The 19430-nt window shown below is 43.8% G+C and carries 16 protein-coding genes and 1 tRNA gene; all 17 read right to left on the bottom strand.

Translation table 11 applies throughout. The annotated features are described in order from the left end of the window. Positions 1-67 precede the first annotated feature (67 nt). Positions 68-2260, bottom strand: coding sequence for an elongation factor EF-2 (locus A9957_RS09730; protein ID WP_096712934.1), 2193 nt, complete (start codon positions 2258-2260; stop codon positions 68-70). A gap of 37 nt (positions 2261-2297) precedes the next feature. Then, positions 2298-2858: a 30S ribosomal protein S7 gene (locus A9957_RS09725; protein ID WP_373420710.1), complete on the bottom strand. Its 561-nt coding sequence runs from the start codon at positions 2856-2858 to the stop codon at positions 2298-2300. 5 nt (positions 2859-2863) lie between these two features. After that, complete coding sequence (locus A9957_RS09720) at positions 2864-3292, bottom strand: 30S ribosomal protein S12 (RefSeq protein WP_072359284.1); 429 nt, start codon at positions 3290-3292, stop codon at positions 2864-2866. A 42-nt stretch (positions 3293-3334) separates the two neighbouring features. Next, the gene (locus A9957_RS09715; protein ID WP_096712936.1) at positions 3335-3760 is read right to left on the bottom strand and encodes a NusA-like transcription termination signal-binding factor; all 426 of its coding nucleotides are present in this window, start codon (positions 3758-3760) and stop codon (positions 3335-3337) included. A gap of 19 nt (positions 3761-3779) precedes the next feature. Continuing rightward, entirely contained in the window at positions 3780-4067 is a 288-nt protein-coding gene (locus tag A9957_RS09710; RefSeq protein ID WP_105460699.1) for a 50S ribosomal protein L30e, read from the bottom strand. Between the two features lie 74 nt (positions 4068-4141). Beyond that, a complete protein-coding gene (gene rpoA2, locus A9957_RS09705) occupies positions 4142-5269 on the bottom strand; it encodes a DNA-directed RNA polymerase subunit A'' (RefSeq protein ID WP_394328818.1) in 1128 nt (375 codons plus the stop codon). Positions 5270-5299: 30 nt separating this feature from the next. Beyond that, entirely contained in the window at positions 5300-7945 is a 2646-nt protein-coding gene (locus tag A9957_RS09700) for a DNA-directed RNA polymerase subunit A' (RefSeq protein ID WP_096712967.1), read from the bottom strand. Positions 7946-7956: 11 nt separating this feature from the next. Further along, entirely contained in the window at positions 7957-9771 is a 1815-nt protein-coding gene (rpoB, locus tag A9957_RS09695; protein ID WP_292344056.1) for a DNA-directed RNA polymerase subunit B, read from the bottom strand. Beyond that, positions 9764-11404 carry a DNA-directed RNA polymerase subunit B'' gene (locus A9957_RS09690; RefSeq protein ID WP_292344054.1) on the bottom strand — a complete coding sequence of 547 codons (1641 nt, stop codon included), beginning with the start codon at positions 11402-11404 and terminating at the stop codon, positions 9764-9766. Before A9957_RS09690 ends, rpoB begins: the two co-directional genes overlap by 8 nt. A gap of 128 nt (positions 11405-11532) precedes the next feature. Beyond that, positions 11533-11769, bottom strand: coding sequence for a DNA-directed RNA polymerase subunit H (locus A9957_RS09685; RefSeq protein WP_105460701.1), 237 nt, complete (start codon positions 11767-11769; stop codon positions 11533-11535). Between the two features lie 48 nt (positions 11770-11817). Next, positions 11818-11894 (bottom strand) — tRNA-Lys (locus tag A9957_RS09680). 219 nt (positions 11895-12113) lie between these two features. After that, positions 12114-13349: an adenosylhomocysteinase gene (locus A9957_RS09675; protein WP_096712940.1), complete on the bottom strand. Its 1236-nt coding sequence runs from the start codon at positions 13347-13349 to the stop codon at positions 12114-12116. A 364-nt stretch (positions 13350-13713) separates the two neighbouring features. Further along, entirely contained in the window at positions 13714-14649 is a 936-nt protein-coding gene (locus A9957_RS09670; protein ID WP_096712941.1) for a carbohydrate kinase family protein, read from the bottom strand. A gap of 79 nt (positions 14650-14728) precedes the next feature. Then, on the bottom strand, positions 14729-15565 hold the full coding sequence (locus A9957_RS09665) for a class I SAM-dependent methyltransferase (protein WP_096712942.1): 837 nt from the start codon (positions 15563-15565) through the stop codon (positions 14729-14731). A gap of 24 nt (positions 15566-15589) precedes the next feature. Continuing rightward, complete coding sequence (locus tag A9957_RS09660; protein ID WP_096712943.1) at positions 15590-16381, bottom strand: class I SAM-dependent methyltransferase; 792 nt, start codon at positions 16379-16381, stop codon at positions 15590-15592. A 160-nt stretch (positions 16382-16541) separates the two neighbouring features. After that, positions 16542-17948 (bottom strand): adenosylhomocysteinase, encoded by a 1407-nt coding sequence (ahcY, locus tag A9957_RS09655; protein WP_096712944.1) that lies wholly within the window; start codon positions 17946-17948, stop codon positions 16542-16544. 21 nt (positions 17949-17969) lie between these two features. After that, positions 17970-19169, bottom strand: coding sequence for a methionine adenosyltransferase (gene metK, locus A9957_RS09650; RefSeq protein WP_096712945.1), 1200 nt, complete (start codon positions 19167-19169; stop codon positions 17970-17972). Between the last annotated feature and the right edge of the window lie 261 nt (positions 19170-19430).

Genomic DNA, 19430 nt, shown 5'->3' with positions numbered 1-19430 from the left:
CTGTAATAGTCGTTAATAGGTTTAAATCTTTCTAACGACATTAGAAAGTAAGAAGGGGATTCCCTCCTCACATACTAAGGAAATCTTCAGGCTGCGGGACGCCTGCCTTGAGACCTTTCCTTTCTCTTATCTCATTAACTATCTCTGTAACCATATTGGCAGGCAGAGACTCAAATCCTGCAAATTCAGTACTCCACATGGCACGGCCTTCGGTTGCAGAACGTATGTCACCTGCAAATCCAAAAAGTTCTGATACCGGAGCCTTGGATTCGATCACTGTAGTGTCACCTTCAGATGTCATATTCAATATGATTCCACGGCGACCCTGTATTTCTTTGGTTGCGCCGCCCATCTGTTCCTGTGGCACCTGGATAAATACTTTCTGGTACGGTTCGAAGAGAACATCTCCTGCCAGAAGCATTGCCGCCTGGATAGCCTGTCTTGATGCAGGAATTACCTGTGCAGGACCACGGTGGACAGCATCTTCGTGGAGCTTGGCATCCATGAGTTTGACTTTTACACCCATGCATGGTTCCCTGGCAAGAGGACCTTCTTTCATAACCTCTGTGAAACCTTCAAGAATTAATTCCATTGTTTCGTTCAGGTACTGAATACCCTTGGTCATGTCAAGGAAGATATTGCTTTCATAAATATCTACAAGGCCTTTGGCCTCTTCCTTGCTCATACCGGCATTCATAAGCAGTTCCCTTCTTTCAAGTTCAGGCATCCTCATGTTGATTTCGCCGTCCTTGATAAGCTTGATGATTTCAGGGTCAAGTGGCTCAATCTCGATATAGAACCTGTTATGCCTGTTAGGGGACTTTCCTTCAACAGGACCTGCATGAGATTTTACAGATTCACGGTAAACAACGATTGGAGGGGTGGTAGTGATTTCTACACCCTTATCACGTTCAATCCTGTGACCTATGACTTCAAGGTGTAACTCACCCATTCCTGCAAGAAGATGCTCACCGGTTTCTTCGTCAAGTTTTATTTGAAGAGTTGGATCCTCTTTAGCTACCTGACGCAAGACCTCTACCAATTTTGGAAGATCCTTCATATGTTTGGCTTCAACAGCCACTGTTACTACAGGTTCACTTGCATGCTGAATGCTTTCAAATGGCACCATATCTTCCAGGGTGGTGACAGTAGAACCTACAATAGCATCCTTGAGACCCGTCACAGCGGCAATATTGCCTGCAGGAATCTTTTCCACTTCCAGCCTTTCAGGACCCATAAACACACCGACCTGCTGAATCCTGTTTTTGGCGGTTGTTCCTGAAACGTTAACCTCCATACCTCTGGTTAAAGAGCCACTGAAGAGTCTTCCTGTAGCAACTTCACCTGCATGCGGGTCCATTGCAATATCGGTAACCATGAAAGCAAGATCTCCATTTGCATCGGCGTCTTTCATAGCCTTGCCTATTTCAGAGGTTTTATCGCCATGCCAGATGGCACCGACACGCCCTTCCTGTGCCTCGATCGGACTTGGAAGGTGCCTGATTACCATATCGTTGACTGCTTCATGGAGAGGACATTTTTCAGCAAGTGTCTTCATATCTTCATTGCGGCAGTATTCATAAACGTCATTGAAACTTACACCGGTCTTCTGCATCATTGGAACACTGATTGCCCAGTTATAAAGAGCTGAACCGAATGCAACAGTACCGCCTGCAGCATCGATTTTCCAGCCGGCCTTATAACGTTCCTCATTCATACCTTTGATGAGTTTGTTAACAAGATCAATAAGCTTCCCGAGACGCATCTGCATTTCCTGTCCGCCTTCCTGAAGTTCATTGATCAGACGATCAACTTTGTTAATGAAAAGTACAGGTCTTACGTGTTCCTTAAGTGCCTGTCTCAGAACAGTCTCAGTCTGTGGCATTGTGCCTTCAACAGCATCTATTACAACAACAGCACCATCCACTGCACGCATGGCACGTGTAACATCGCCACCGAAGTCAACGTGACCGGGGGTGTCTATGAGGTTAATGAGGTATTCATTGTTATCATATTCGTGCACCATTGAAACGTTAGCTGAATCAATGGTAATACCTCTTTCCTGTTCTTCCTCATCAGAGTCCATGAAAAGTTGCCTTCCGGCAAGGTCCTGAGAAATCATCCCTGCACCTGCCAGAAGATTATCTGATAAAGTGGTTTTACCATGATCGATGTGTGCTACAATACCGATATTTCGGATCATATCGGGATTACTCATAAGCGCTTTTACACGCTCTACCATTTTTTTCCTTCGTCCCATAACTACAACCTACGCAGTAATTCACTATAATACAAGATTAACGTGCAGCCTTTGCAACCCTTTCTTTTGCATCTTTCCTGTTCACAGAGAAGCACTTTGCATCCCCGTTTGATGCTGCGATAAGTTCTGTCGCAAGACAGCTGGCAAATGAACGTTTGGATTTGAAAGATGTCTGCTTGGTACCCATAGCAATATACCTCAGTGCAGAATCAACTCTTCTCTGAGGTGCGGTATCCACCGCTTTTGGTACAGAGATTCCACCGTATTTAAGGCGTACTACCTCTTCCCTTGGACCAGTATGGGAAATTGCCTCAACAAGTACCTGAACAGGATTTTTGTCCGTTTTGGAATGGATAATATCAAAAGCTTCCTTTACAGCAGTCATTGTGCACTGCTTCTTACCTGTATTCTCCTCTCCACGCATCAGATTGGTAATAAGTCTTTCAACAATTGAAAGATCGGACTTATTGAACTGCTGTCTTGCGTGCCTGCCGCCTGTATTGGGAATTGCAATTGGATCGACATTCACATACCTTCTGAGACCGGGGTCGGCCACTTCAACCTCAGTCATATCCCATTTACCGAATAATTTATTCATAAGAATTATCTCCTTGGCTTCTCCTTTTTGCCGATGACCATCTCGTTCAAACTGACGTTATTAACAGCTGTGACCTTAAAGCGCACACCGGGAATATCACCCTTTGCACCACCCATGCGTCCACCAATTCTTTCCACTGTTATTTCGTCATGTTCATCAATGAAATTGATGGCACCGTCCCCGGGACAGAAAGCAGTTGCCTGCCTACCGTTCTTGATCAATTGAATCCTTACACATTTCCTGATAGCAGAGTTGGGCTGTTTGGCTTCAATACCTACCTTTTCCAGCACAATACCGCGCCCCTGAGGAGCTCCTGATAAAGGATCAGACTTTACATTCAGTCCAAGGGTTCGCCTGCTGTAGCGAGTATCTTTCCACCTTGCATTTTTACGTGCCGCTTTAAGTTTATGAGCTGCATATTTTCCATTTGTCATTTAGTATCCTCCAATAGATGAGTTAAATATTTGAAACCCGGATTATTGTAATATTAAATCTTCGATATCATGATGACGGTTTACAATCCGTTTTATCTTATCAATATTTCGACCGCTTTTCCCGATGGCCAGACCTTTATTCATACTGGAAACCTCAACATAGGCAACCTTTTTATCGTTCTTATCGCTGATTTCTACAGATTCTGTAGGAATTGTGCCAAATACGTTCTTGATGAAGGTTACCGGATCATCGGAATACTCTATTAAATCCACCTGCTTGTCGACTGCTTTTTTGAAGCGGTTAATATTATCTCCATGCTTCCCGATTGCAGCACCCATATCGCCATTGTTGACCACGCAGATAATTCGATCATCGTCTATAAGACAATCCTTAATGGATGCCCCGGTCATACTTTCAAACAGGGCTATATATCTGATAGCATCTGTTGAAAGTTTGATATCACTCAAAAATAAAACACCCTCTATTTTAAACTAATCCTATAATATCAGATTCACCAGCATCAACGATTGCCATGGTGGTGATAGTGTACGGTTTACCACAAACAGTGCCAAGATCCATACTTGAACCTGCGTATTTCAGTACTGGTAAATCTGTTTCCTCGATTTTTTCCCTGATGTATGCCGGGCAGTTTGCAGAAACTACTACCATTTTTGCATCTCCGTTTGTAGCTACATCAATGGTCCTGTTTGCCCCGACCACAACATCTCCTGTCCTAATGACTTTAAGCAATGCCTTATCAACATTAATATCCATATAGATCAACCCTTTTGAATTTAAGATTGGTACTTTAATACCTGATTCCTTATATCTAGTTTCTGGTTACAGTTTCATCCCTGTAGAGGATTTCTGGAAACGAGATGAACATCTCCTGTTCCGAGTTTGATTGGCTGGCCGACAATAATATTCTCAGTAACACCACTCAATTCATCAACCTCTCCACGCAAACCTGCATCAAGCAAATGATTTACGGTTACTTCGAAAGCCGCACGTGCAAACACACTGGCTTTTTCACCGGATATTCCATGACGACCTATCTGTTTTACTTCACCGTCACAGGACATTATATCCGCCACCAACATAATATGCCTCACATCAACTTCAAGACCCTGTTCACGCAGGGTATCTGTAGCCTCTTTGATTATTGCATTTCTTGCAGCTTCGATACCAAAGACCTCATAGATCTCCCCAATGTTATTGGTGCTTGTCCTTGTGGGATCTATACCATCAATTTCAAGGACTTTCTTGAGTTCGGAACCTTCTGTATAGAGCCTGTATTCACCATCCTCTTTTCTGACAACTACTCTCTTGATGCCATCAATACCCTTCAATGTAATGGTATTGATCTTCTTTGCAAGCTGTAATAGCTCACGATAGGAGGGTTCTTTCAGTTTTATAAGAAGCTGGTTGGAAACTTCACTGGCCTGAACAACGGAAACACCAAGACCATGCTCAAGTTTTTCCATTACCGATTCAATACCTACTTCCCTTTTATTCATGGCCTTTTCATTCAAATCAATAACAAGCTGCATGTTAGAAAGATCAGTAGTGACATCGGCAAGGTGCTCAACATGCGTAGCTTCAATCATCCAGGCAATCTTGTTTGCAAACTCCCTGTCTTCGAGATACTCATTGTCAAGATGGACGGTCATCATTGGTGTACTGGGACGTTTACGTGCATCAACAATCTCAATCAACCTGGGCAAACCCAGTGTAACATTGATCTCAGCCACACCAGCATAGTGGAAAGTACGCATTGTCATCTGTGTACCTGGCTCACCGATCGACTGTGCAGAAATAACACCTACAGCTTCACAGGGTTCCACGCAGGATTTATCATAAGTTTCCAGGAGTTTTTCAATAATTTCCTCCATCTGCTTCTTATTTACACTCGCCTTAACCGAATCACTAATAAGAGTCTGCTTTACATCACTGGGAAGAGGTAAGTCTTTGACCATACCTTCAATTGTTGCTTCCTGAAGTACCATTTATTTCACCTCCTTACCAGTAACAGAACTTACTATGTTATGTACCGTATCCTTACTGTTGTAATCGCTCTTGGTAGAATCTATACCATCCTCTCCGTACTTGAATTGTACAATAACACCACGTGTCTCACGTACGGATCGATCATATTGTACTTCGAGGTCCTGAAGAGCGTTTACAAGACGACGCTGAAGATAACCGGACTGGGATGTACGCACCGCAGTATCAACAAGACCTTCCCTACCTCCCACTGCATGGAAGAAGTATTCCGTAGGGTTTAAGCCACTCTTATAGCTGGACTTTACGAAACCATGTGCATCAGCACCAAGGTCACCTCTATCAAAGTGTGGCAGTGTACGTCCTTCATAGCCTCTCCTGATACGCTCACCACGCACAGCCTGCTGACCCACACAGGCTGCCATCTGTGTCAGGTTCAGCATAGAACCACGTGCACCGGATTTTGCCATGATCACAGCAGAATTTTCCAGTCCCAGATGGTTTCCTGCAATGGTACCTGCATGGTCCCTCGCCTTACCCAGAGACTGCATGATCTTAAGCTCGATGGTTTCAGCGAGAGTTCGGCCCGGGAGGGGTTCAAGTTCTTTTGCTTCATAAGCTTGAATAAGTTCTGCAACTTCGTTTTCAGCCCGTTCAAGTTCCTCATCGATATTCAGTCTTGCTTCACGAGGAATGTCCTCATCACTGATACCAAAACTAAGGCCGGTACGCATCACACCACGAATCGCAAGCCGAGTCATATCGTCCACAAACTGAGCAGCCTCGGTTGAACCATATCTTTTCACAATGGAGTCAAGTATCTTGCCCTTAAAGGCACCGATTGCTTTCTCATCGATTGTTCCGGCCACCAGTTCACCATTTTCAACCACCACATAAGAATCATACTCACAATCCCTGCCCTTGCATACATCACACTTGAAACATACATTGGCTTTAAATTCAAGATTGAGATCATTTGGAAGAATCTGGCTGAAAATCTGTTTACCTGTCCAGAAAGGATCTCCTGCATCATTATAACCTGCAGGCTCCGGAAGCTCACGTACTTCTGATTTACGTAAAAGTTCCAGAGCATCGTTCTTACTGATCATCTTTTCATTACGCGTCAGCAGGAACATACCTGAAATATGGTCATGAATACCACCTATGATAGGACCGCCAAAACGAGGAGACAGGATGTTTTCCTGAACCTGCATCAAAATGCTTGCTTCCGCGCGGGATTCTTCCGTCTGCAGAACGTGCATATTCATTTCATCGCCGTCAAAGTCCGCATTGTAAGGAGGACAGACAGATGGATTAAGTTTGAACGTCTTATTTGGCAAAACCTTGACCTTATGTGCCATTATACTCATTTTGTGAAGAGAAGGCTGCCTGTTAAAGAGAACAATGTCCCCATCCTGCATCTGCCTTTCAACTGTCCAGCCAGGTTCGAGTTTTTCAGCAAGTTCTTCTTTGTTGGCTTCGGTGATCTTGAGTCTGCGACCATCTTCACGGAATACATAATTAGCACCGGGATGAGTTTCTCCCCCTCTTGCAACATATGCACGCATCATTTCAAGGTTTCTGGAGATAACCCTTACAGGAATTGTCATTTGCCTGGCAATTGCGTAGGGTACACCCACCTCATTGATACTAAGGTTGGGATCCGGAGACACAACCGTACGTGCAGAGAAATTCACACGTTTACCGGAAAGACTTCCCCTGAAACGACCTTCCTTTCCTTTAAGACGCTGTGTAAGAGTCTTTAGGGGACGACCAGACCTGTGTCTTGCCGGAGGAACGCCTGAAACTTCGTTGTCAAAGAACGTAGTAAGGTGATACTGCAACAGTTCCCAGAGATCCTCGATTATAAGTTGTGGTGCACCTGCATCACGATTTTCCTGAAAACGCTGGTTTATACGAATAATATCCACAAGTTTGTGAGTTAGATCATCTTCACTACGCTGACCTGATTCCAGAGTAATAGAAGGACGAACTGTTACAGGAGGAACTGCGAGCACTGTAAGAACCATCCATTCAGGTCTTGCAGAAACAGGATCCATACCCATGACCTTTAGGTCATCATCCGGGATATGTTCAAGACGATCACGGATTTCAGTCGGTGTCAACTTGTAATCATTCTCTATGTAATCCGAGGGTTTTTCGAATTTTATCTCAAGTTGCTCTTCACCACAATATGGGCAAATCTTGGTCTTTCGTGCTTCTTTGAATACATTATTAATCAGATCATCAGGCAGATGACTCATTACATCCAGTTTGGCAAACTGATTAAGATAGGCCTTCTTCTGTTTGTCCTCAAGAAGAAGATGGCTGCAGTTACGACAGGTTGAACGTAGTATTTTTCTTATTACCTTATTAAATCCTACGTGTAGTACCGGTGCCACAAGTTCAATATGACCGAAGTGGCCCGGACATTCACCGGCCCTGCCTCCACAGGTCTTACACCTCAAACCCGGATCTATAACACCCAGTCTAAGGTCCATTAAACCCATGTCAATTGGATAACCATCGTCGTCATATGTGTCAGCAGTAATAATAGAAGTAACACTCATTTTACGGATTTCCCGTGGAGACAGGAGACCGAATCTGATTGCACCAATTCTCTGGGGAATAGAGGGTATAGTATTATCCATTGATATCACCATCACACAGCATCATCAAGTCTGAGCCTCGGAGCTACTCCAAGGGATTTGATTTCATCCAGCAAAAGTTTGAATGCATAGCTCATTTCTACACGGTGGATGTCCGTTTCTGATCCACAGTTTGAACAGTACCTCACATTACGCCTGCGGTCAAAGGTCGCGATCATGCCACAATTACTACAGACAAGCTCTTCAACCTTATCAGATTCATCAAGCAATCTTTCCTTAAGGGTCATCGCTGCACCATGACCAATAAGTACATCCCTTTCCATTTCACCAAATCGCAGACCACCTTCACGGGCACGTCCTTCGGTTGGCTGGCGTGTGAGAACCTGAACTGGGCCACGGGACCTTGCATGCATCTTGGATGCTACCATGTGGTGTAGCTTCTGATAAAGAATAACACCAACAAATATATCGGCCTGGACCTTTTTACCGGTCACACCATCATAAAAGACTTCTTTACCGGTGTGCGAAAAACCATGTTTCTGTAAACCTGCACGCAGGTCATCTTCTTTTTCTCCGGAAAAGGCAGTTGCATTGATACGTCTTCCTTCTACAGATCCTACTTTACCACCGATCATTTCCAGAACATGTGCAACTGTCATACGTGAAGGGATTGCATGAGGATTGATTACCAGATCCGGAACCATTCCGGATTCTGTGAAGGGCATATCGTGATATGGAACTATAAGTCCGATTACTCCTTTCTGACCGTGCCTTGAAGCAAACTTGTCACCAATCTCAGGAATCCTTTGATCCCTGACCTTTACCTTGGTGAGCCTGGTACCGTTAATGGATTCAGTAAGCAGAACAGTATCAACCACACCTTTTTCATTGGAGCGCATGGTGATTGCACTTTCCCTTCTCTGTTCTACGGTGATACCGAAATCCGTTTGTTCTTCAAGGAAACGCGGAGGACTGGTCTTACCGATCAATACTGAATTAGGCCCAACTGTGGTCTCCGGATTGACAAGCCCGTCAACATCCAGGTTCGCATAGGCTTCCGCACTACGTGCACCCCTGAATTCCGAATCGGGAATCTCAAATTTATCTTCCTGCCCACCGGGATAACGACGTTCTTCGCCCTCAAAAGTCCTGAGGAAGTGGCTTCTACCCAGACCTCTTTCAATGGATCCTTTGTTAAAAACCAGCGCATCTTCAATATTATAACCTTCATAGGACATTACAGCCACAACAAAGTTCTGACCCGCAGGCCTTTCATCAAAGTTAATTGATTCACATGTCTGTGTGCGTGTGAGTGCTTTCTGGGGGTAATGTAACACGTGTGCACGAGTATCAGGCCTGAGTTTCAGATTGGAAGTGGACACCCCAATACATTGTTTGATCATAGCCGAACCCATGGTAATCCTGGGGGATGCATTATGTTCCGGATAAGGGACCATACCTGCACAGATACCCAGAATCAGAGAGGGATCTATTTCAAGGTGTGTGTGTTTGGGAGTGATATCACTCTCATAGAGAGCTACATATGAATTTTCTTCTTCTTCGGCATCCAGGTATTCAATACGACCCTGCCGGATGAGATCTGCACTCGTCAAATCTCCGCTTTTGAGCTTGTCAATATGGTCTTCAGTAACAAGAGGCGAGCCGTTTTCCACTACTACAAGCGCCCTTCTTGCCCTACCTATATCGGAATTGATGATCACTTCATGAATATCTTCGTAAAGAGCTACATTTATCTGTCTGGAAAGCATACCGGCCCTTCTTTGCTTGCGAATATCTTCCACAAGATTGACAGGATCAGGATGCGTGCCTATTAATTCACCATTCAGGAATACTTTGGCATCAGTCACCAAGAATCACCTTCCCATTACCGAGAGATTTCTTACCACTATGATCAGTAATATCCTGATATCCGGGGGATTTGATCAAATCATCTACTGGCATTTCATGTTCCTCTGCATCAATTCCTATCTCATTGGAATACTTAAGGATCTTTTCAGGCACATGAAACTGCACCGGTGCCACACCAAGTCCATAAAGAACATTTTTCACTTTATCGAAATCATCCACCCCTGTGGATAGTTCCACCATCTGGGCAAAATTTTTCACCAAACCACAGTTGGGACCTTCTGGTGTTTCTGAAGGACACAATCTGCCCCACTGAGTAGAGTGCAGATCACGGGCTTCAAAGTGAGGTTGTGCCCTGGAAAGAGGAGATATTACTCGCCTGAGGTGGGAAAGTGTAGAGATATAATCAGTACGATCAAGCAACTGGGATACACCACTCCTTCCTCCAACCCAATTACCTGTTGCAAGTGGATGCTGGAGGCGGTCTGTAAGGACATCTGCCCTAACCAATGTAGAAACATTCAATTCCCTGTTCCTCATATTTGCTCTTTCAAGCTGGTATTTGACATCACGTGTCAGGCGGTTGAATGCCACCCTGAAAAGATCTTCCAGCAAGTCACCCGTTAGTTTCAGGCGCTTGTTGGAATAGTGATCCTTATCATCCGCACTACGACGGTCAAGAGCCAGTTCAAAACATGATTCGGCCATGCGACCCAGGAAATGGGCTTTTGCCACCCTGTCCTCCGGTTCATTACCTAGATGTGGAAGCAGATACCTGTCGATAACATAATTTGCCCTCTTGACCTGATACTCGCTTGCCTGGCCGGAGGCCACCTTCATACCAATCTTCTCAATCGCTTCTTCTACTGTATCTACTTCCGACTCTTCGAGGTTTTCGAACATGAACTTCATTATTTCCGGATCTGTTGAAACCGTTTTGACGACATCTTCATCTGTTTCAACACCAAGAGCCCTGAGAAGAGTGATGAAATTAATCCTTCCGGAGATGGAGGGGAAGGAAACTTCCAGCAGGGCTTTCCTGCCTCTTTCAACCACCACAAGTGCCCTGTAACCTCTGCGCTGGGAGAAAACCTTTGCAACTTCTATACGATCTCCATAACGCTCTCCGATTTCGGCCAGTATCTTGTTGGGTGCAAGATCCTCCAGGGTCATAACTACCCTTTCGGTACCATTAACGATAAAGTAGCCTCCTGGATCAAGCGGATCCTCTCCGTGTTCGATCATTTCCTCATCATCGATTCCAACAAGATTACAGATCTCGGATTTGATCATAACCGGTAGTTGTCCAATTTTGGCTTCCCTTGGTTCGGATTCTTCTCCATCTTTGACCACGGACATTTCGAGGAAAAGAGGAGCAGAATAAGAAAGGTTGCGGAGTCTGGCCTCATTGGGGTAGAGGTTTTCAATTGCACCATCCGCCTCCTTGACAACCGGTTTTTCAACTCTGATGCGGCCTAATTTGACGTATATATCCTCAATGTCAGTCTCGATGACATGTTGTTCATCGATAACTTTCTGAAGACCGTTGTTTAAAAATTTGTTATATGAATCGATGTGGTGTTGTACGATTTTATCCCTTGTAAAATAGGCTTCCGACAGAAAACTGGTATCCAAAGCGATGCTAGCACCTTCTTTTAAGTTAATATAGAATATTCAGGCAAACAACGTAGCGCATGCGAATGTAAGCGTGAGAACAAAATCAATGAACGGGACAGAAACCCGGCGAATATTAGTCATGCATGTCATTCAATTACATACCGATAATAGGGGGCCTCTCCTGCAGTCTGGCTTTTGCGGGTAATTTTTACTACGTCTCCCACTTCAGCACCAATTTCTTTAATAACAGGATCTTCTATCTTGATTTTAGGTAGATGTTCCCTACCAATATTATACTCTTTAAGAACAGATTTTATTTCATCCTCATCAATAATTTCATGACGGGGAATGAATTCATGATCAAGCAGGCTGAACTTACTCAAATAATATCCTCCTAAAAAATCTGCAGGTAAATGTTTCCCATAATTTTGTGGCGGGCTCGTAGGGATTTGAACCCTAGACCGTCTGGTTAAAAGCCAGACGCTCTGCCTGACTAAGCTACGAGCCCACAATATTTGCTGCATACACCATTTATGCCACCCTTAGGCAGCGCCAATACATGAGTGGCATTGTATATAAGGTTTATTGTAGAGGGCACTTCTACCGAAAATCAAATGCCTCCAACGCATAAAAATGAACCATAATTGCGGAAAATAAAGAAGCAGTAGGACACTACTACAAACAAGATATATATAGCATCATTTCCGGACTTTACAAAGTTAGCTGTTTATGTTCCACATTCCCAGCCACCCATATATTCTGCCTGTTTGGGGGAATATGAGTCTATTTCGACACCAAGAGATTCCAGTTTCAGCCTGGCCACACGCACATCCAGATCATAAGGTACCGCATGCACCCCTATGTCGAGTTTATTCTCGGCAATATAACGCGCACATTGGGCCTGGTTCGCAAAACTCATATCCATCACTTCAGCCGGATGACCATCGCCTGCAGCAAGATTTACCAACCTGCCATCGGCAAGAACATTAATGTGTTTACCGCCTACCGTATATTCTTTGATATTTTTCCTGACATCCCTTACTGAAGAAGACAATGCAACAAGATCTTCCAGATTTATTTCCACATTGAAGTGCCCGGAATTGGCAAGTATTGCACCATCTTTCATCAACTCAAAATGATCCCTGTTCAGTACATCAGTGTTCCCAGTAGTCATCACAAAGATATCACCATAAAGAGCGGCTTTTTGCATAGGCATGACCCTGAAGCCATCCATTTTTGCTTCAAGAGCACGTATTGGATCCACTTCCGTCACAATGAGATTTGCACCCAGACCTGAAGCCCGCATCGCAGCACCACGACCACACCAGCCATAGCCACCAATGACAACGGTCTTACCCGCCACTAACAGGTTGGTAGTCCTCATGATCGCATCCCAGGAAGATTGCCCCGTACCATAACGGTTATCAAAAAGGAATTTGGTCATAGCGTCATTTACGGCAATTACCGGCATCCTCAGGGCTCCTTCCGCTTCCATTGCCTTGAGACGATGGATTCCTGTGGTAGTTTCCTCACACCCACCCTGTATTGAATCAAGGAGTTCGGTCCTTTCCGTATGAAGCTTAAAAATCAGGTCCGCACCGTCATCGATGGTTATATCCGGATCAATATCAAGTACTCTGTCAATAGAGCCGTAATATTCCTTGCTGGAACAATCATATTTTGCAAAACAATCGATATTATCCTTCGTATCCAGAGCCATAGCCACATCATTCTGCGTACTCAGAGGATTGCAACCGGTAATAGCAATCTCGGCGCCTCCTGCAGCAAGGGTTTCTACCAATACGGCGGTCTTTGCCTCTACATGAAGTGCCATTGCTATCCTGTGACCTTTCAGAGGTTTTTCTTCTTCGAATTCCTTCCTGATTATAGAAAGAACAGGCATATGATTCCTGGCCCACTCGATCTTTTGTTCACCAGATTCAATAAGTCCCTCATCGATCATACAATACCTCATTTGATAATGATTCTATAGAAAAACTATTTACAATTTCTAATCCCACACAAAGGAAACACCGACAATATTTGGGAAAAACAAAAACTGATGAATGAATATACTTTGTCTGTAAAATACTTAAACCTTATTAATGCAACCATAGACGTCACGACAGGTTGCAATATTGCAACCCGCACTTGTAAATTAACCACAAATGCAAATAACCCCAAAATTCCCAAATCATTTGCATGTGTAATTGCAACATAAGCAACCCCATCAATACAAATACAAATAGCTCCAAATAAACAAAATAAGAAGAAATTATGGTGTAATAGACCAGAACTTCTTCCACCTGAAATTAGTCCGATTTTGTTTAAAAGACCGTACCGAAGGCTTCCTTGAAACGTCTCTTGAAATCTGCTAGCTTAAAGTGATGGTTCTGGGTACCCTGGTGTTCAATTTTTATAGCACCCATCAAAGATGCAATCCGTCCTGTGGTTTCCCAATCCAGGTCATTTGTTAGACCATAGAGCAAGCCAGCACGATATGCGTCCCCACAACCCGTGGGATCCTGCAAAGCAGCTGGTTTGGCAGCAGGAATCTGGATTACCTCCCCGTCTTTATAGATCAATGAACCTTCCGGACCTTTTGTAACTATAAGAGCTTTGAGCTTTGCAGATATCTCCTCCTGACTCTTGCCAGTCCTCTCTTGAATCAATTGCCACTCATAGTCGTTAACTGTCAACCAGGTAGCCTGCTCTATGAATTCCATCAATTCATCACCATCAAACATAGGCAGGCCCTGACCGGGGTCAAAGATGAAAGGTATACCCGCACTCACAAATTCCCGTGCGTGCTGAATCATACCCTCCCTGCCATCCGGTGATACAATGCCCACCGCAGGATCATTTACATCAAGTACTGAATAATTATGAGAATAGTTCATTGCCCCGGGATGGAAGGCAGTTATCTGGTTGTCATCCATATCTGTTGTAATGAAAGCCTGTGCTGTAAATGTGCCATCAACCACATTCACATGTTCCCGGTTGATACCCTTCTCATCCATCCATTTTGCATAATCCTCAAAATCTGTACCAACCGTCCCCATCGGGAGGGGATTACCACCTAGTAACTTGAGATTATAGGCTATGTTTCCCGCACAACCTCCAAACTCACGACGCAGTTCAGGTACAAGGAATGACACATTTAATATATGCACTTTATCCGGCAAAATATGATTCTTGAACTGGTCATTAAAAACCATGATATTATCAAAAGCAAAAGATCCACAAATTAAAGCTTTGTCCATTTATATGTACTCCTAAATTATGATTCTAGTTTGAATTATAGACCATCCATATGAAAATAAAAAAAGGTAATTATTCCAATTATTTTTTACGTAAGTGGAATATACCCCAGGTAAGATATCCGTTATTACCACCGTGTACCCAGTGATTGAGACCCTGTTTCATATTATTGATGTAGTTCTGACTGACTACCCTGGAGAGCTCATCTTCCTGGCTTTCAGTTTCTTTCAACACTCTTCCATAATGAGTCGGCAGCTGGGAAGCATGTTCCTCAAATTCAATTTCCTTCATACCATACTTTTTGGCAGATTCCCGATAAAAACCGGGTGAACCGAGAGATTCCAGATGGATACGGTCCAGTATTGGTTGCAAGACCCCTTCCGGACAATCGTCAGTCTGCATCGGATCAGTAAATACAAAATCTCCGCCACTTTTCAGCACACGGGCAACTTCTTTGAGAACCTGTTCACGATTACCACTATGAAGGATTGCATCCTGGGACCACACTACATCGAAAGAGAAATCGGGATAGGGAATTTCTTCAAAGCTACCATCAACAACTGTTATAAGATGGTCAAGACCCTGATCTTCATTCATTTTTCGGTCGCGTTCATTTTCTACTTCACTCAAATTAAGAGCAACTACCTGACATCCATATTTTTTGGCCAGATACCTGGCAGCTCCACCATAACCAGCTCCGATATCCAGAATCTTACTATCCTTATCCAGATTGCTTATTTTTGATGCCATCCTTTCAATTGTACGTCGACTGGCGTCAAATATTGGTTCATCTTCTGAATTATAGAGACCAACATGGATATCCTCGCCGCCCCAAATGGTAAAGTAAAAATTGTCGGCGTCATCGCTGTTGTAGTATTCCTGTGCTTTATCTACTGCGGTTTTTTGGTTTTCAGACATGTTGAATTCATCTTCCCATATTTTTTAATTTTTTTCTGCAACATGGAGGAAGAAATCAGGCTCATCCTCTTTGTAGGTCTCTTGGAAATCCCCTAAGGTGTTTATTTTCTGGAAACCAACTTCATGCAGAAGTTGCCTGGTGTAATCTTTTCTCAAGGGGAACATATTGAGATTGTAGACAGAACCATCCGAGAATTCATATTTGAAGCGGGCAAGCCCTTCATCAACATGTTCCGGATAGACTGATACAGTATCACCACAGTAATAATGGGCATGTTTACTGGAATAACCATCATCCAGTATGGCATCATAGTTACGCTGGTCAAGAAGCAATACACCATCATGTTTCAACAGCGTATAAAACTCAGCCAGAGCTTTTCTGCGGTCGTCTTCATCGAAAAGGTGTGTAAATGAATTACCCAGACATATAACAGCATCGAATTTGTCATGGATATCTTTATTCATCCATCTCCAATCAGCCTGAACGGTCCTCATCAAATACCCATGATCACGGGCATTATCAAAGGCCTTGACAAGCATTTCTGCACTGCCATCTGCACTTACGACATCAAAACCTGCCTCAAGTAAACGAACAGAGTTAAAACCGGTGCCTGTTGCCACATCGAGTACTTTCTTAACACCCCTTTCTTTCAGGATGTTTATGATAGTGTCCCCTTCGCTCTTGGCACGGCTTTCCCAATCGATGAGTTCGTCCCATTTATCAACAAATCCAGGAACATACTCTTCCTCATAATGGTCAGATTCCCTTACTTCTATTGGATTCTCTCCAAAATCCTGTTTTTCATATTGGTTCATGTAGATCCTCCTATTGTTATTTATGTAGTATATTTACAAATACAGTCGATTGTTGCTATTCGCCTGGCTCATGCATTCATGAATACAGAATGAATTAAGTGAAATAAAATAAGGACTCCCACCCTGGCAGCCCTCATCAAAACATCCATAACTTAATTATTTAGTACCGGTAGTGTTCTGGTTTGTACGGCCCTTCAACAGGGAAACCGATGTATTCAGCCTGTTCCTGTGACATCTTGGTCAATTTAGCACCCAGTTTTTCAAGGTGCAACCTTGCGACCTCTTCATCCAGCACTTTTGACAATCGATAAACACCCACTTCCTTTGGGGTCTCCCAGAGATCGATCTGTGCAAGTGTCTGGTTTGTGAAACTGTTGGACATGACAAAACTCGGGTGACCTGTTGCAAGACCCAGATTGACAAGCCTGCCTTCTGCCAGCACATATATAGAATGCCCATCCGGGAACTGGTATTCATCTACCTGTGGCTTGATGTTGACCTTTTTCACATTATCCATCTTGTTAAGTGCATCAACCTGAATCTCATTATCAAAATGGCCTATATTACAGACGATTGCCTGGTCTTTCATGTTAGACATGTGTTCGGTTGTGAGGACATCACAGTTTCCTGTTGTGGTCACGTAAATATCCCCGTAGGGTAGTGCATCCTCAACAGTCATAACAGAGTATCCTTCCATCAATGCCTGCAGTGCGCAGATTGGATCGGTTTCTGTAATAATCACTCTTGCTTTGTGATTGGCAAGTGCTGCTGCTGAGCCTTTACCGACATCACCATAGCCACAGACTACTGCGACCTTACCTGCAATCATCACATCAGTACCACGTTTAATGGCATCCACAAGAGATTCCCTGCATCCGTAAACATTATCGAATTTACTTTTGGTTACAGAGTCATTGACATTTATAGCAGGTGCAAGAAGATCTCCCTTCCTTTCCCAGTGATACAATCTGTGCACACCGGTGGTTGTTTCCTCGGACACACCCTTCCAATCAGCAACCGCTTTATGCCAGAATTGAGGATCTTCCTTCAGGGATTTTCTAAGCACTTCGTTCTGGGCTATAAGTTCCTTGTTGTCTGTAGGTTCATCAAGGATTGAAGGATCATCTTCTACTGCATACCCACGATGCATCATCAGGGTGGCATCTCCACCATCATCCACAATGAGATTGGGGCCTTTACCATCTGGCCAGGTCAATGCCTGTTTGGTGCACCACCAGTAATCATCAAGTGTTTCACCCTTCCATGCAAAAACCGGAACACCTGTTTCTGCTATTGCAGCTGCTGCTTCATCCTGGGTCGAGAAAATATTACATGACGCCCAGCGCACATCTGCACCGAGTTCAACCAGTGTTTCAATAAGTACTGCAGTTTGAACAGTCATGTGAAGACTGCCACTTATACGTGCTCCTTTAAGTGGTTTCATAGGCCCGTACTTTTCACGTGTGGCCATAAGACCCGGCATTTCCTGTTCAGCTATATCTAACTGCTTGCGACCTGCGTCAGCAAGTCCAATATCCTTAACTTTATAATCCTTATTTGTAACCATGTTTTCACCAATAATTAAAAATCATTTCACTACGTTGAGATTGAATTTTCCTTTGAGGCTATCCACCTTGTCAAGCTGTTCCCAGGGGAAAATATTCCTGCCAAAATGGCCATAAGAAGATGCCTGCCTGTATGACCACCCTTTAGGATGCAGTAAATTCAGATCTTCTATCAGGGCTGCCGGTCTGAAATCAAATATTTCACCGGATTCCAGTACATTCTGGATTTCCTGATCTTCTACTACACCTGTACCATAGGTATCAACATTGATACTGAGAGGCTTTGCGACACCAATGGCATAGGCCACCTGGATTTCACATTTATCAGCAAGACCTGCTGCAACTATGTTTTTGGCGACATATCTTGCATAGTATGCTGCTGAGCGATCAACCTTGGAAGGATCTTTACCCGAGAAAGCTCCCCCACCATGGCTGCCCACTCCTCCATAAGTATCCACAATTATCTTACGTCCGGTAAGTCCTGCATCTGCATAGGGACCTCCTAGAACGAATCCGCCTGTTGGGTTTATGTAATACTCGGTGTCTGACCTCAACATGCCGGTTGGCTCAAGGACTTCATTGATAAATCCTACCATGTCATTACGAATTGTTTCAAGTGGGATGTCGTCAGTCTGCTGTGATATAACTACAGCTGTTATGTGGTCTGGTTTTCCATTTACATATTTCACTGAAACCTGTGATTTGGCATCCGGTCTTAAGTAGGACACCCTACCTTCCTTACGGATAGAATCCAGATACCGGAGTAACCTGTGGCTAAATGCAATTGGAGCAGGCATATATTCATCTGTTTCATTGGTAGCATAACCAAACATCATACCCTGGTCCCCTGCACCCTGTTCTTCATATAACCCAGTGCCCTCGGTAACTCCCATAGAAATATCAGGGGATTGTTCGTGGATTTTTGAAATGTATTCAAAGGATTTGTCCCAGAAAAGAAGGTCCTTATGATCATACCCTATATCACGAACAACTTCACGTGCTATACTCTCTGTATCAATCTGTTCCATACCTTTACAGGTAATTTCACCTGCATTTACCACAAGGTCATGGGCTACAAGTGTTTCACATGCCACACGACTGTCAGGATCAACTTCCAGACATGCATCCAGAACTGCATCAGACACCTGATCACATATCTTATCTGGATGCCCTGCCCCGACTGCTTCTGAAGTAAATACGTGGTCATATTTGAGTTTGCTCATTTTCACACTCCTGTTTTATCTTAAAGGTCCGATTGAACGGATACACTAAGGGTCCGATTGAACGGATACACTAAGGGTCCGATTGAACGGATACGTTATAAGGTCCGATTGAACGGATACGTTAAAGGCCCGGATGAACGGACATACATTTAGATTTGAATTCGCAATCAAATGTCAAGAATGGATAATTCCACACTGTAACATCCCTATAGCATAATATAGTGGGAAGTTCGAGGATCAATGGAAATCATTGTTTACCAC

Source organism: Methanohalophilus sp. DAL1 (genome assembly GCF_001683555.1).
GTDB classification, from domain to species: Archaea; Halobacteriota; Methanosarcinia; order Methanosarcinales; family Methanosarcinaceae; genus Methanohalophilus; species Methanohalophilus euhalobius.
The sequence above is the reverse complement of the archived record's forward strand: the minus strand, read 5'-3'. Positions and strand labels throughout refer to the sequence as shown.